The 14,245-nt window shown below is 41.1% G+C and carries 13 protein-coding genes; all 13 read left to right on the top strand.

Translation table 11 applies throughout. The features are described 5' to 3' along the window. Window positions 1-96 precede the first annotated feature (96 nt). The 13 genes from ilvD to ACIQXP_RS09275 all read left to right on the top strand — a co-directional run bounded on the left by ilvD (window position 97) and on the right by ACIQXP_RS09275 (window position 13,925). Window positions 97-1,779: a dihydroxy-acid dehydratase gene (gene ilvD / locus ACIQXP_RS09215; protein ID WP_293743605.1), complete on the top strand. Its 1,683-nt coding sequence runs from the start codon at window positions 97-99 to the stop codon at window positions 1,777-1,779. A gap of 48 nt (window positions 1,780-1,827) precedes the next feature. After that, the gene (locus tag ACIQXP_RS09220) at window positions 1,828-2,397 is read left to right on the top strand and encodes an ORF6N domain-containing protein (RefSeq protein ID WP_293743606.1); all 570 of its coding nucleotides are present in this window, start codon (window positions 1,828-1,830) and stop codon (window positions 2,395-2,397) included. 21 nt (window positions 2,398-2,418) lie between these two features. After that, window positions 2,419-4,170, top strand: a complete 1,752-nt coding sequence (gene ilvB, locus ACIQXP_RS09225; RefSeq protein WP_387505295.1) for a biosynthetic-type acetolactate synthase large subunit — start codon at window positions 2,419-2,421, stop codon at window positions 4,168-4,170. A gap of 122 nt (window positions 4,171-4,292) precedes the next feature. Further along, complete coding sequence (ilvN, locus tag ACIQXP_RS09230) at window positions 4,293-4,931, top strand: acetolactate synthase small subunit (protein ID WP_090984907.1); 639 nt, start codon at window positions 4,293-4,295, stop codon at window positions 4,929-4,931. A gap of 114 nt (window positions 4,932-5,045) precedes the next feature. Further along, window positions 5,046-5,447 (top strand): glyoxalase superfamily protein, encoded by a 402-nt coding sequence (locus tag ACIQXP_RS09235; RefSeq protein WP_293743607.1) that lies wholly within the window; start codon window positions 5,046-5,048, stop codon window positions 5,445-5,447. Beyond that, window positions 5,431-5,892, top strand: coding sequence for a DinB family protein (locus ACIQXP_RS09240; protein WP_293743608.1), 462 nt, complete (start codon window positions 5,431-5,433; stop codon window positions 5,890-5,892). The genes ACIQXP_RS09235 and ACIQXP_RS09240 overlap by 17 nt, the downstream gene beginning before the upstream one ends. 139 nt (window positions 5,893-6,031) lie before the next feature. Beyond that, window positions 6,032-7,513, top strand: a complete 1,482-nt coding sequence (gene ilvC, locus ACIQXP_RS09245) for a ketol-acid reductoisomerase (RefSeq protein WP_090984913.1) — start codon at window positions 6,032-6,034, stop codon at window positions 7,511-7,513. Between the two features lie 105 nt (window positions 7,514-7,618). Beyond that, window positions 7,619-9,031, top strand: a complete 1,413-nt coding sequence (leuC, locus tag ACIQXP_RS09250; RefSeq protein WP_293743609.1) for a 3-isopropylmalate dehydratase large subunit — start codon at window positions 7,619-7,621, stop codon at window positions 9,029-9,031. Window positions 9,032-9,089: 58 nt separating this feature from the next. Next, on the top strand, window positions 9,090-9,392 hold the full coding sequence (locus ACIQXP_RS09255; protein ID WP_293743610.1) for an antibiotic biosynthesis monooxygenase family protein: 303 nt from the start codon (window positions 9,090-9,092) through the stop codon (window positions 9,390-9,392). A 120-nt stretch (window positions 9,393-9,512) separates the two neighbouring features. Further along, window positions 9,513-10,097, top strand: coding sequence for a 3-isopropylmalate dehydratase small subunit (gene leuD, locus ACIQXP_RS09260; protein WP_293743611.1), 585 nt, complete (start codon window positions 9,513-9,515; stop codon window positions 10,095-10,097). After that, window positions 10,097-11,560, top strand: a complete 1,464-nt coding sequence (locus tag ACIQXP_RS09265; protein ID WP_387505296.1) for an ATP-binding cassette domain-containing protein — start codon at window positions 10,097-10,099, stop codon at window positions 11,558-11,560. The genes leuD and ACIQXP_RS09265 overlap by 1 nt, the downstream gene beginning before the upstream one ends. Before the next feature lie 102 nt (window positions 11,561-11,662). Further along, the gene (gene leuB / locus ACIQXP_RS09270) at window positions 11,663-12,754 is read left to right on the top strand and encodes a 3-isopropylmalate dehydrogenase (RefSeq protein WP_293743613.1); all 1,092 of its coding nucleotides are present in this window, start codon (window positions 11,663-11,665) and stop codon (window positions 12,752-12,754) included. Window positions 12,755-12,764: 10 nt separating this feature from the next. Beyond that, window positions 12,765-13,925: a 2-isopropylmalate synthase gene (locus ACIQXP_RS09275; protein ID WP_293743614.1), complete on the top strand. Its 1,161-nt coding sequence runs from the start codon at window positions 12,765-12,767 to the stop codon at window positions 13,923-13,925. The last annotated feature ends 320 nt before the right edge of the window (window positions 13,926-14,245 follow it).

The raw sequence follows: 14,245 nt of genomic DNA on the forward strand, positions 1-14,245 counted from the left end.
AAAATATACCCTTATCGAAACCGCCTCCTAAAAGAGGCGGTTTTTTTTTGCCTCAAAAGAATACAACTAACAGAACCAGAATATACATTTTAAACAATGAGCGAATTAAACAAGTACAGTAAAACATTTACACAAGATCCAACACAACCTGCTGCTCAGGCAATGCTTTACGGCATCGGTTTAACCGATGCGGATATGGCTAAAGCGCAGGTAGGTATTGCAAGTATGGGCTATGATGGTAACACCTGCAACATGCATTTGAACGACCTTGCAAAAGAGGTCAAAGCAGGGGTCTGGAAAAATGATTTAGTGGGCTTGGTTTTTAATACCATTGGTGTAAGCGACGGAATGAGCAACGGAACGGATGGTATGCGCTACTCATTGGTTAGCCGCGATGTAATTGCCGATAGTATCGAAACCATTTGCGGCGGACAGTATTATGATGGCATCATTTCCATTCCTGGATGCGATAAAAATATGCCGGGCGCCATCATGGCCATGGCGCGGTTAAATCGCCCGTCTATTATGGTTTACGGTGGTACAATTGCTCCAGGCCATTATAAAGGTGAAGAATTAAATATTGTTTCGGCATTCGAGGCACTAGGACAAAAAATCTGCGGTAATCTTTCTGATGAAGATTATCAGGGAATCATCAAACATACTTGCCCGGGTGCAGGCGCTTGTGGCGGCATGTATACCGCCAATACCATGGCTTCAGCAATTGAGGCTTTAGGTATGAGTTTACCTTATTCTTCTTCAAATCCGGCAACAAGCCCGGAGAAAAAGCAAGAATGTTTAGATGCGGGTAAATACATTAGGATTTTACTGGAGAAAGATATCAAACCATCTGATATCATGACCAGAAAAGCATTCGAAAATGCCATCCGTTCCATTATCATTTTAGGTGGAAGTACCAATGCGGTATTGCACTTTATCGCTATGGGTAAGGCTATCGGTGTAGAAATTACACAGGATGATTTCCAGCGCATGAGTGATGTAACACCGGTACTGGCCGATTTTAAACCCAGCGGAAAATATTTAATGCAGGATTTACATCAATATGGAGGCATCCCTGCGGTATTAAAATATTTGCTGAATGAAGATCTGCTCCATGGCGATTGTTTAACCGTAACTGGTAAAACAGTAGCTGAGAATCTTGCTGATGTGAAATCGATTATGGATTATGACCAGAAAATCGTACAAAAATTAAGTGAACCGATCAAAGCAACCGGCCACCTGCAGATTCTTTACGGAAACCTGGCCGAAAAAGGTTCGGTAGCTAAAATAAGTGGTAAAGAAGGCGAAAAATTTGAAGGCCCAGCACGCGTTTTTGATGGCGAGCACGATTTAATTGCCGGTATCTCGAGCGGCCGTGTAAAACCTGGCGATGTAATCGTAATAAAAAACGCTGGTCCGGTTGGTGCTCCAGGTATGCCAGAAATGTTGAAACCAACCTCAGCCATTATCGGCGCAGGCCTAGGTAAATCGGTAGCTTTAATTACCGATGGGCGTTTCTCTGGTGGCACACATGGTTTCGTGGTCGGCCACATTACACCTGAATCTTACAAAGGCGGTTTAATCGGCCTGGTTGAAGATGAAGACCCGATTTTAATCGATGCTGTAAATAACATCATCAACCTGCAGGTTAGCGATGAAATAATTGCTGAACGTAGAAAAAAATATGTACAGCCAGAATTGAAAGTTACAAAAGGTGTACTATATAAATATGCTAAAACGGTGTCGGATGCAGCCAGTGGTTGTGTAACCGACGAATACTAAAATCAAAAAACCATCCCCCAGATTAATTGATTACTAAAAAAACAGATTATGCAAATAATTAAAAGTATTCAGAATAGGATTTATGAAATCAGGGGAGAAAGAGTCATGCTCGATTTTGATCTGGCAGCACTTTATGAAGTGGAAACCAAAGCGCTTAATCAGTCGGTAAAACGTAACATAAAGCGTTTTCCGGATGATTTTATGTTTCGGCTCACTCCAGTTGAATGGGAAAGTATCCGGTCACAATTTGTGACCGCATCTTTAGAAAAGGCTGATGCCTCCCCAAAAATTTTGATGGTAAGTCAAAATAAAAGAAATGTGGGAGTAACACCTTATGCCTTTACAGAACAAGGGGTAGCCATGTTAAGTGGAGTTGTCAATAGCGATAAGGCCATTAACATGAACATCGCCATTATGAGGGCTTTCGTTGATGTCCGTAAAATATTGCTGAAACAAAGCAACATTAATGAACAATTAACGGAGATTAAAGAACGGATTGGTGAACATGATGTTCAGCTCAACGAACTTTATGACGCCATGGAAAACCTGATTGACGAGAAAATTGCTCAGATCAATTGGAAAGACAGAGAAAGAATAGGGTTTAAAATTAATGAATAATAGAACCGCAAAAACATAACTATGGAAACTGCACAAGAAACAATGCAACAAACCGGGGCGAAAGCAGAAACCTCAAAAACCTTATTTAAAGGTACGGGCTCTCAGGTATTGTTGAATGGATTAATTGAAGAAGGTGTTACCACCATTTTCGGTTATCCTGGAGGAGCAATCATGCCTATTTATGATGCTCTTTATGATTATGCCGATAAATTAGAACATATATTGGTTCGCCATGAGCAAGGTGGTATACACGCCGCTCAGGGTTTTGCACGTGCAAGCGGCAAAGTGGGTGTTTGTTTTGCCACCAGCGGACCCGGCGCAACCAACCTGGTTACTGGCCTGGCTGATGCACAAATTGACAGTACGCCATTGGTATGTATTACAGGTCAGGTATTTGCCCATTTATTGGGAACAGATGCTTTCCAGGAAACCGACGTAATCAACATTACTACGCCGGTTACCAAATGGAACTATCAGGTTACCGATGCCAAAGAAATCCAGGAGGTTTTGGCCAAAGCCTTTTACATTGCTAAAAGTGGCAGACCAGGTCCGGTTTTAATTGACATTACCAAAAATGCACAGTTACAGCTTGAGGAATTCCCTGAATACGTAAAATGCAACCATATCCGCAGTTATCGCCCAAAACCAAAAGTTAGGGTTGAATATATTGAGCAGGCCGCCGAATTGATTAATGCCGCTAAAAGACCTTTTGTATTGTTTGGTCAAGGCGTGATTTTAGGCAAGGCCGAAAAAGAATTTAAAGCCTTTATCGAAAAAGCGGGCATCCCTTCTGCCTGGACCATCATGGGCGAAAGTGCCATCCCAACTGCTCACCCTTTAAATGTAGGTATGTTGGGTATGCATGGTAATTACGGTCCTAATGTGTTAACCAACGAAGCGGATGTAATTATCGCCATCGGTATGCGATTTGATGACCGCGTAACCGGCCGTTTAGATAAATATGCCAAACAGGCCAAAATTGTACATTTAGACATCGATCCTGCTGAAATTGATAAAAACGTTAAAGCTGAAGTAGGTGTTTGGGGCGATTGTAAGGAAACTTTACCCCTCTTAACCAATTTGGTTAATGAAAACAAACATGAAGATTGGTTAGCTAAGTTCAGACAATACAACCAACAGGAAATAGACCAGGTAATTACACCAGAACTTTATCCTGCTGGCGAAGAAATGACCATGGGCGAAGTATTACGCAACATCAACGAAATCTGTGGTGGTGAAGCCGTAATTGTTACCGATGTTGGCCAGCATCAAATGGTAGCTTGCCGTTACGCAACATTCAACAATAGCCGCAGCAATATCACTTCTGGTGGTTTAGGAACCATGGGTTTTGGTTTACCGGCGGCAATTGGTGCTAAATACGGTGCTCCTGAAAAAACCGTTATTGCTATTATTGGTGACGGGGGTTTTCAAATGACTCCTCAGGAATTAGGTACGATTATGCAATTCGGTGCTGCAGTAAAAATCCTGATCCTGAATAACCGTTTCTTAGGAATGGTTCGCCAATGGCAGCAGTTATTTCATGATAAACGTTACTCTTTTGTTAACATCACCAGCCCTGATTTTGTAGCATTGGCTAAATCTTATTACATCGAGGCAGCCAAAGTTGACGAACGCGCAAACCTCAGAGCAGCATTGGAAACCATGATCAACCACGAAGGCTCTTACTTACTTGAAGTAATGGTTGGCAGAGAAAACAATGTTTTCCCAATGGTTCCACAGGGAATGAGCGTAAGCGAAATCAGATTGAAATAAGCGGGAAGGGTAAAAGCTGCGTAACCGTCATCCCGACTGCAGCGAAACGAAGAGATCTTCCTTCGGTCAAATTTAAGATTTCTTAACAAGACCGAAAAGACGAACAGATAAAAGAAATTATCATGAGTACTGAAAATACATTAGAACATAAAACAACAAAAGCCGACTTTGACGGTAAGCAGGAATATACCATTACGGTTTACGCTGAAAACCGCATCGGTTTATTAAACAGGATTGCGATTATTTTCTCGAAAAGAAAAATTAACATCGAAAGCCTTAACACCTCCCCTTCTGAAATTGACGGCATCCACCGTTTCAACATTGTGATACAGGAAAGCTACGAAGTAGTACGGAAACTGGCACGCCAAATTGAAAAGCAGATCGAAGTACTGAAAGTTTATTTTAATACCAATGATGAGATCATCTGGCAGGAACTGGCACTTTATAAGGTTTCTACCGATGAGATTGCTGAAAAAGTAACTGTTGAGCGTTTATTAAGGCAATATGGCGCCAGTGCGGTGGTGATCCGTAAAGATTATACTGTTTTTGCAGTAACTGGTCACCGCGAAGAAACGGATGCATTGGTAAAAGCTTTAGAACCTTATGAACTGATTGAATTTGTTCGCTCAGCGAGAGTTGCCATTATTAAAGACAGCGCAGGTTTCCATGAAAAGTTAAAAGAATTCGAAGCCTTTGAACCAGGGGAAGAACTGGTAGAAAATGAGTTTCTTGATAAAGGAGAGAAAATTTTTACCATGTAAATCACAACAAATCCGTCATTGCGAGAAGGAACGACGAAGCAATCTTTTAGAGTACTCGCATAGATTGCTTCGGCCCAAACAAACCCGGCCTCGCAATGATGAAAAAATAGGAATATGAAATGCCATAAAGCCATACCAGTGCTAAGAATATTCGATTACGATAAAGCCATTGAGTTTTATGTGGACTGGCTTGGCTTTAAAATAGACTGGAAACATACTTTCGAAGAAAATGCCCCGGTTTATATGCAGATTTCACTCAATGGTATCGAATTACATCTAACTCAGCATCATGGCGACTGTTCTCCAGGTGCAAGTGTTTTTGTAGATTGTACAGGGCTGAAAGAATTTCATAAAAGCATTATTGATAAAAAATATAAATACAACCGCCCCGGATTGGAAAAAACATTTTACGGAACCTGGGCAGTAACCGTAAATGATCCGTTTTACAACAAAATAATCTTTAACCAAACTTTAACTGAAGCAGAAAAACAACAACAAAATGGATCAGATATTTGACTTTATTATTAACTCAAGAACAGCATTTATTAAGTTGGTTGATAGCTTAACTATCGAACAGTTGAATAAAATTCCGGATGGTTATAACAACAACATCATCTGGAACTTTGGGCACATTGTAGTAAGCACCCAGACACTGTGTTATTTCCGTACCGGTATCTGGCCTGATGCAAGTGCTGTGAAGTTTAATGAGTTTTACAAGAAAGATACAAAACCAACTTATATGGTAACGGAAGCGGAAGTTGCGGAACTGAAAGCTATGGCTTTAGTGAGTATCGAAAACATTAAAGCCGATTATGCAAAAGGAACATTTACAAACATTACCCCTTTTTTGACATCAACCTACGGTGTGCAGCTGAATAGTATTGAAGAGGTACTGATTACCACTATCGGACATGACAATGTACATTTTGGCTACGCCTCCGCGTTGAAAAAACAATTGTAAAACAGAAAGATGCTTCGACTACGCTCAGCATGACAACAAAAACTAAAAATCGGTAAAGTCACTCAATCAGAGTAATCAATCCGAAAGAAAAAAAGAATATATAAAACGATAATTAAATAGAAATTAACCAATAAAAACAATGGCAAATTATTTTAACACATTACCTCTTAGAGAAAAACTAAACCAATTGGGTGTTTGCGACTTCATGGACAGTGCTGAATTTTTAGATGGCGTTAGCGCATTAAAAGGCAAAAAACTGGTAATTGTAGGTTGCGGTGCTCAAGGCTTAAACCAAGGGTTAAATTTAAGAGATAGTGGTTTAGATGTAAGCTACACTTTACGTAAGGAAGCAATTGAGGGCAAGCGCGATTCGTGGAAAAATGCAACTGAAAATAATTTCACCGTTGGCACTTACGAAGAACTTATCCCAAATGCGGATGTGGTAATCAACCTTACTCCAGATAAACAACACACTGCAGTTGTAAATGCAATTATGCCTTTAATGAAAGAAGGTGCCACCTTGCTATATTCTCATGGCTTCAATATCGTTGAAGAAGGCATGCAGATCCGTAAAGATCTAACGGTGATTATGGTTGCACCTAAATGCCCGGGTAGTGAGGTTAGAGCAGAATATGTTAGAGGTTTTGGTGTTCCTACTTTAATTGCAGTTCACCCGGAAAACGATCCTCAGGGAAAAGGTCTGGCGCAAGCTAAAGCATACTGTGTGGGTACAGGCGGGCACAGAGCGGGCGTTTTAAGATCATCTTTTGTAGCCGAGGTAAAATCAGATTTAATGGGTGAGCAAACCATCCTTTGCGGTTTATTACAAACCGGTTCTATTTTGTCATTCGATAAAATGATAGAAAAAGGAATTGATGCAGGTTATGCTTCTAAATTGGTTCAATATGGTGTTGAGGTTATCACTGAAGCCTTAAAACAAGGTGGCATCACGGCCATGATGGACCGCTTAAGCAATGTAGCTAAAATCAAAGCCTTCGAAATCTCAGAAGAATTGAAAGATATTATGCGTCCATTGTTCCAGAAACACCAGGATGACATTATGAGCGGCGAATTTAGCCGTACCATGATGGAAGATTGGGCAAATGGTGACAAGAACTTATTAAAATGGAGAGCTGAAACAGGTGAGACTGCATTTGAAAAAACTCCGGCTGGTGATGTTAAAATCGGTGAGCAGGAATATTTCGACAACTATACCTTAATGGTGGCTTTTGTTCGCGCCGGTGTTGAATTGGCTTTCGAAACCATGGTACAGGCTGGTATCAAACCAGAGTCGGCTTACTACGAATCGTTACACGAAACACCACTTATTGCCAACACCATCGCCCGTAAAAAATTATTTGAAATGAACCGCGTAATTTCTGATACTGCGGAATACGGATGTTATCTGTTCGACCAGGCGTGCAAACCGTTATTAGGTGATTTCATGAAAAAGGTAGATACCGATTTAGTTGGTAAAAACTTTAATGAAGGTAAAGATGGCGCTGTTGATAACAGACAACTAATTGAGGTAAACGAAGCGATCCGTTCTCATCAGGTTGAGCAAATTGGTGCTACCTTACGTAAAGCCATGACTGCTATGAAAGCCATTAAAACTGCATAGAAACAAAAAGAATGTCATCCTGAGCCTGTCGAAGGAATTCTTTTTGTTTCATGATGAAAAGTCTTCGACAAGCTCAGTCTGACAAACATTAAATAATAACAGAAGATGTCAAAAACATTAGTAGAAAAAATTTGGGATGCTCATGTTGTAAAAAGTGAAGAAGGATTTCCTGATATTTTATACATTGATACACACTTAATACATGAGGTAACCTCTCCGCAGGCATTTGATGGCTTGCGCAAAAGAGGTTTACCTGTTTTCCGTCCGAAACAGACGGTAGCCACTGCCGATCATAACGTGCCTACGTTAAATCAATTACTGCCAATTAAAGAAGAGCTTTCTCGCTATCAGGTAGATATGCTCACTAAAAACTGTGCAGAATTCGGAATAGAGCTTTATGGCTTAGGCCACCCTTTTCAGGGGATTGTACATGTTATCGGTCCTGAGTTAGGCATTACTTTACCTGGTAAAACGATGGTATGCGGCGATAGCCATACCTCAACACATGGTGCTTTTGGTGCCATTGCATTTGGTATCGGCACCTCGCAGGTAGAGCAGGTTTTCGCTACGCAATGTTTGTTGCAGTCGAAACCTAAAACCATGAAAATTGAGGTAAATGGCGAACTTGGAAAAGGTGTTGGTGCAAAAGATATTATCTTATACATCATCGCGAAGATTTCTGCTGCCGGTGGTACCGGTTATTTCATCGAATATGCAGGTTCGGCAATCGAATCGTTAAGCATGGAAGCCCGCATGACCATCTGTAACATGAGTATCGAAATGGGTGCACGTGGTGGATTGATTGCACCAGACCAAACCACTTTCGATTACATCAAAGGAAGGGAATTTGCTCCGGCTGGCGAAGAGTGGGATAAAGCCTTAGCTTACTGGAACACTTTATATAGCGATGCTGATGCAAAATTTGATAGCGTGTTAACTTTCAACGCTGCGGATATTGCCCCTATGATTACTTATGGTACCAACCCAGGGATGGGAATGGGCATCCAGGAACATATTCCGGCAACCACAGCACAACCAGAAACCGAAAAAGTATCGTATAAAAAAGCGCTGGATTATATGGGCTTTGATGATGATTCATCATTGATCGGGAAACCTGTTGATTATGTTTTTATCGGAAGCTGTACCAACTCCCGCATAGAAGATTTACGTGAAGTTGCCAGTTTTGTTAAAGATAAACGCAAAGCGGATAACGTTACCGTTTGGATTGTTCCAGGCTCAAAACAGGTAGAACAACAGGCTAAAAACGAAGGTTTGGATAAGATTTTCGAAGCAGCCGGTTTTCAGTTACGCGAACCGGGATGCAGCGCCTGTTTAGGAATGAACGAAGATAAAATTCCGGCAGGTAAATATTGTGTATCAACATCAAACAGAAATTTTGAAGGTAGACAGGGACAAAATGCACGCACGCTATTGGCCAGCCCACTTACAGCTGCAGCAGCAGCCGTAACCGGAAAAATTACCGATGTAAGGGAAATGTTGGAAAAGGTAGAGGGTTAAAAGGCAGAAGGTTTAAGGTACAGGCAAAAGCCTAGCTTAATCTTCCGCTAATAAATATATGATTTTAGAAGTTGCCATACTAAATGTAAAAGCCGGGTTATCGGCTGATTTTGAAAGCGCTTTTGACGAAGCGCAAAAAATCATTTCCTCAATGGAAGGTTACATTTCCCATCAGCTTCAAAAATGTGTAGAGGTAGAAAATAAATATATCCTGCTGGTTAACTGGAAAACGCTGGAGGCACACACCGAAGATTTTAGAAGATCTGCAGCCTACCAGGATTGGAAAAAGTTATTGCATCACTTTTACGATCCTTTTCCAACAGTTGAACACTTTACCAAGGTAGAAGGTGGTAAGGCTTAAGGTGGAGGGTAAACACATGAGGTATAAAATTACTACCATTAAGCAAAAGGCTTAAGATAAAAGATAAAAAGTGGAATTTAAGTCTCGCTACTTAATACTCCCTACTTGATACTAATTGACATGAAAAAATTCACAAAATTGACATCGGCCGTTGTGCCTTTAAATATAGAAAATATTGATACCGACCAGATTATCCCGGCAAGGTTTCTAAAAGCGACTACCCGTGAAGGTTTCGGCGAGAACCTGTTCCGTGATTGGCGTTATAATGGAGATAATACGCCGAAACCAGAGTTTGTAATGAACAATCCTACCTATAACGGTCAGATTTTGGTTGCAGGAAAAAACTTTGGTTGTGGAAGTAGTCGCGAGCATGCCGCCTGGGCCATTCAGGATGCTGGCTTTGATGCCGTAATCAGCAGTTTTTTTGCCGATATTTTTAAAGGAAATGCGCTGAACAACGGTTTGCTACCCATACAGGTAAGCGACACCTTTCTGGCGCAGATTTTTAAAGCGGTGGATAACAATCCAAAATCGGCCTTAGAAGTTGATTTGGAAAAACAAACCGTTACTATTGTAGAAACCGGTGCTCAGGAATCCTTCGAGATCAATCCTTACAAAAAATCATGCTTGATAAACGGTTACGATGACATCGATTTCATCTTAAACCAAAAACAATTAATTGAAGAATTTGAACAGGCCAGGTAATGGATAAACCATTCGTTTACATACAGGATTTAAATTTAGGTTACCGCAATAAAACGGTGCTAAAGAATTTGTATTGGGAAATGAATAGAGGTGAAAGCTATGCAATCGGCGGCAAAAGTGGAACCGGTAAAACAGCTTTGGCCAAAGCCATTGCCAGCCTCGTCCCTTTTCAGGGAAGCATAGAAATTAATTTTGACCAGCAGAATAAACTTCCTCAGGAAGTACTTTATGTAGAAAGCTGGTACCAGTTTAAAAACCTGGAAGGTGTGGCCAATTTTTATTATCAACAGCGGTATACCAGTTTACAGGCTAATGATACCTTGACCGTTCATGCAGAACTGGTGAATTATGGAAAAGAGAAAGGACTTCATTTCGATCAGGTTGAGCCGATTTTGGAAGCTTTGGGTTTTGCAACATTTGCCAGTTCACAATTAATCGAATTATCCAGCGGCGAACACAAAAAGTTGCAACTGGTTAAAGCACTTTGGTTAAAACCGCAGCTGTTGATTATCGATCAACCATATACAGGTTTAGATACTGCTTCGCGGAAAAACCTAAACACTTTATTGGATCAGGTGGCTGCAGAAGGTGTGCAATTGATCTTGATTAGTAATGACACTGAATTGCCAAATTCCATTCGTTCATTTGCTGAAATAAGAGACGGGCAGCTGTTCAAAGTAGATGCATTGGAAAGTGCTGCTGTCGAAATCCACTCAAGAGAAATACCGGATTTTTTAAAAGAATCGCCCGTTTACAGTATCCATGATATTGTAAAAATGGTTAATGTAAACATCAGCTATGGTGAAAAACAGGTATTGAAAAACATTAACTGGGAAATTAAAGCAGGAGAAAAATGGCTTCTTCAAGGCCATAACGGGTCAGGGAAGTCGACCTTACTAAGCCTGATCAACGGCGATCATCCACAATCTTATGCCAACGAACTTTATTTATTCGGAAACAGACGTGGAAGCGGCGAAAGCATATGGGACATTAAACAGCATATCGGGTTAATATCACCCGAATTTCATTGGTATTTCGATCCCACCGCTACCGTTTGGCAAAGTATTGCGTCCGGTTTTTATGATACCGTAGGTTTATTCCAGCAATTGCCTTATACTAAAAGTACACAGGTTGATGAATTGGTAGCATACTTTGGCCTTACCGAAGAGAAAAATGAATTGTTAACTGCGCTTCCACTCGGTAAACAACGATTGGTGTTGTTGGCGCGGACAATCATAAAAAATCCGGAACTATTAATTCTGGACGAACCTTGCCAGGGCTTAGACCAGCAGCAAAGCAAACATTTTAACCAATTGGTTGATGAATTATGCAGCAATGGGATGACCTTAATTTATGTTGGCCATTTTGAATCGCAGCTGCCAACCTGCATAGAAAAAAGAATATTGTTAGAAAAAGGCGAGGTAAAAGTCGTCGAAAGTTTAAACACAGAAATATTAAGCTGATGCAAATTAACCACAGATAAGATTCTAATGGTTTGTGTCTTCACAAACCAAAGCAGAAATTAATATCATGGTAAAACTGTAACAGCAAAAGAGGAGTCAACAATGAAGAAGAACATTTTAGTAATACCTGGAGATGGTATCGGCCCTGAGGTCACGACTTGGGGAAAAGCAGCATTAGAAAAAATTGCCGAAATTTTTGGGCATGAATTTAACTTCGAAGAAGCTTTAATGGGCCATGCGGCGATTGAAGTTACCGGCGAACCCCTGCCAGACGAAACTTTGGAAAAAGCAAGGCAAAGCGATGCGATCCTTTTTGGTGCAATTGGGCATGCCAAATATGACAACGATCCAAGTTTAAAAGTCAGACCAGAACAAGGACTTTTAAAAATCCGTAAAGAACTGGGATTATTTGCCAATCTCCGCCCGATATTACTATTTGATGAACTTCTTCAGGCATCGAGCATTAAACCCGAAATTTTAAGGGGAACCGATATTTTGTTTTTCCGTGAGTTAACGGGTGATGTTTATTTTGGGGAGAAAACACGTTCCGACGACCGGAACACGGCTTCAGATCTGATGATTTACCACCGCTATGAGGTAGATCGCATTGCACATAAAGCTTACCAGGCTGCACAACAACGCAACAAAAGGTTATGCTCGGTAGATAAAGCCAATGTTCTGGAAAGCTCACGCCTGTGGCGCGAAACTGTTCAGGAAATTGCCAAACAATATCCTGATGTGGAAACAGAGCATATGTTTATCGATAATGCAGCCATGCAGCTGATCAAAAACCCGAAAAAGTTCGACGTGGTATTAACCGCTAATTTGTTTGGGGATATCTTGACCGATGAGGCATCGCAGATTGCAGGTTCAATGGGTATGCTGGCTTCAGCTTCTGTTGGCGAAAGTACTGGTTTCTTCGAACCCATCCATGGTTCTGCTCACGATATTGCCGGTAAAGATTTAGCCAATCCGCTAGCCTCTATCCTATCGGCAGCACTGATGCTGGAAATCGGATTCGGACTGAAAGAAGAAGCTAAATTATTGGTTGATACCATCGACCAGGTATTAAAAGAAGGCTTCAGAACGCACGATATTGCCGACCAAAGCACTAACCGTTTTAAAGTTTTGGGTACCGCCGAAATGGGAAAGTTAGTATTGAAATTCTTATCACAAAAATTAATCAACTCCTAAATCAAAGATTATGATTCACGACCCTAACAAAGTTTATATTTTCGACACCACCTTACGTGATGGTGAGCAGGTTCCAGGCTGCCAGTTAGATACAAACCAAAAAATAGAAATCGCTAAATCACTTGAGCTTTTAGGCGTTGATGTGATTGAAGCAGGTTTTCCGGTATCCAGTCCCGGAGATTTTAACAGCGTAATTGAATTATCAAAGGCAGTAACCAACCCGATTATCTGTGCCTTAACACGCGCCAATAAAAATGATATCGACGTTGCTGCAGATGCGTTGCGTTACGCCAAGAGGCCGCGTATTCACACCGGGATCGGCTCTTCGGACTTCCACATCAAACATAAATTTAACAGTACCCGCGAAGAAATTTTAGAACGTGCCGTAGAAGCAGTAAGGTATTCGAAAAAATTTGTCGAAGACGTTGAATTCTATGCAGAAGATGCCGGCCGTGCCGATATCGAATTTTTAGCCAAAATGGTTGAAGCCGTGATTGCGGCGGGTGCAACTGTGGTCAACATTCCGGATACCAACGGTTATTGCCTGCCAGATCAATACGGCTCGAAGATTCTTTATTTAAAAGAGAATGTAAAAAACATCGATAAAGCCATAATCTCAGTACATTGCCACAACGATTTGGGTTTAGCTACCGCCAACTCTATCGCTGGCTTACAAAATGGTGCCCGCCAGGTGGAATGTACCATTAACGGTATTGGCGAGCGTGCAGGCAATACATCAATGGAAGAAGTGGTGATGATTTTGAAAACACACAAAATTCTGGGTTTAAATACCCAGATTGATGCCACCCGCTTTTACGAAATGAGCCATATGGTTAGAAACCAGATGAATATGCCGGTACAACCCAATAAAGCTATTGTTGGCGGAAACGCATTTTCGCACAGTTCGGGCATACACCAGGATGGTTTCTTAAAAAACCGCGAAAACTACGAAATTATTAAACCCGAAGATGTCGGTTTTCCTGATGCGACGATAGTATTAACTGCAAGAAGCGGTCGCCATGCCTTAAAACATCATTTAGAACGTTTAGGCCATCAATTGGAAAAAGAACACCTGGATATTGTTTACAAACAGTTTTTGGTCTTAGCCGATAGCAAACAGGGCATTAACGATGCCGATTTGAACCAATTGGTAGCGCTGCACCTGGCCTAGAAGCCGAAAGTTTAGAGACAAAAGCTAAAAGCGACAAACGAACGGCCTAAAGATTCAGGGTTTTGTCGTTAAGCTGGTGCGTTTTAGTTTAACACACCGACTAGGCTTCCCTAAACCTGATAGCAGTGGAAATACTTTTTAATTGCAGCCAACTTAAATATGATGTCATGCTGAGGCACGAAGCATCTGTAACCGATAGAAAACAGGGTTTTCGCTCCTCAGCACCACAGCTGTATTAAAAAGATTGAAACGAATAGCAGGGCTGTAATAACCGATGGAATACAAACCCTGCTTTACAAAAAAACACAAGAAGATATCTG

This window comes from Pedobacter suwonensis (assembly GCF_044762335.1).
Taxonomy (GTDB): Bacteria; Bacteroidota; Bacteroidia; order Sphingobacteriales; family Sphingobacteriaceae; genus Pedobacter.

Bases quoted from the DNA above. Each gene is read 5' to 3' on its own strand.
- ACIQXP_RS09255 (WP_293743610.1), top strand. From the start codon at position 9,090: ATGATTTTAGAAGTTGCCATACTAAATGTAAAAGCCGGGTTATCGGCT.
- ACIQXP_RS09240 (WP_293743608.1), top strand. From the start codon at position 5,431: ATGGATCAGATATTTGACTTTATTATTAACTCAAGAACAGCATTTATT.
- leuB (WP_293743613.1), top strand. From the start codon at position 11,663: ATGAAGAAGAACATTTTAGTAATACCTGGAGATGGTATCGGCCCTGAG.
- leuD (WP_293743611.1), top strand. From the start codon at position 9,513: ATGAAAAAATTCACAAAATTGACATCGGCCGTTGTGCCTTTAAATATA.
- ACIQXP_RS09220 (WP_293743606.1), top strand. From the start codon at position 1,828: ATGCAAATAATTAAAAGTATTCAGAATAGGATTTATGAAATCAGGGGA.
- ACIQXP_RS09275 (WP_293743614.1), top strand. From the start codon at position 12,765: ATGATTCACGACCCTAACAAAGTTTATATTTTCGACACCACCTTACGT.
- ilvB (WP_387505295.1), top strand. From the start codon at position 2,419: ATGGAAACTGCACAAGAAACAATGCAACAAACCGGGGCGAAAGCAGAA.
- ilvC (WP_090984913.1), top strand. From the start codon at position 6,032: ATGGCAAATTATTTTAACACATTACCTCTTAGAGAAAAACTAAACCAA.
- leuC (WP_293743609.1), top strand. From the start codon at position 7,619: ATGTCAAAAACATTAGTAGAAAAAATTTGGGATGCTCATGTTGTAAAA.
- ACIQXP_RS09235 (WP_293743607.1), top strand. From the start codon at position 5,046: ATGAAATGCCATAAAGCCATACCAGTGCTAAGAATATTCGATTACGAT.
- ilvN (WP_090984907.1), top strand. From the start codon at position 4,293: ATGAGTACTGAAAATACATTAGAACATAAAACAACAAAAGCCGACTTT.
- ilvD (WP_293743605.1), top strand. From the start codon at position 97: ATGAGCGAATTAAACAAGTACAGTAAAACATTTACACAAGATCCAACA.
- ACIQXP_RS09265 (WP_387505296.1), top strand. From the start codon at position 10,097: ATGGATAAACCATTCGTTTACATACAGGATTTAAATTTAGGTTACCGC.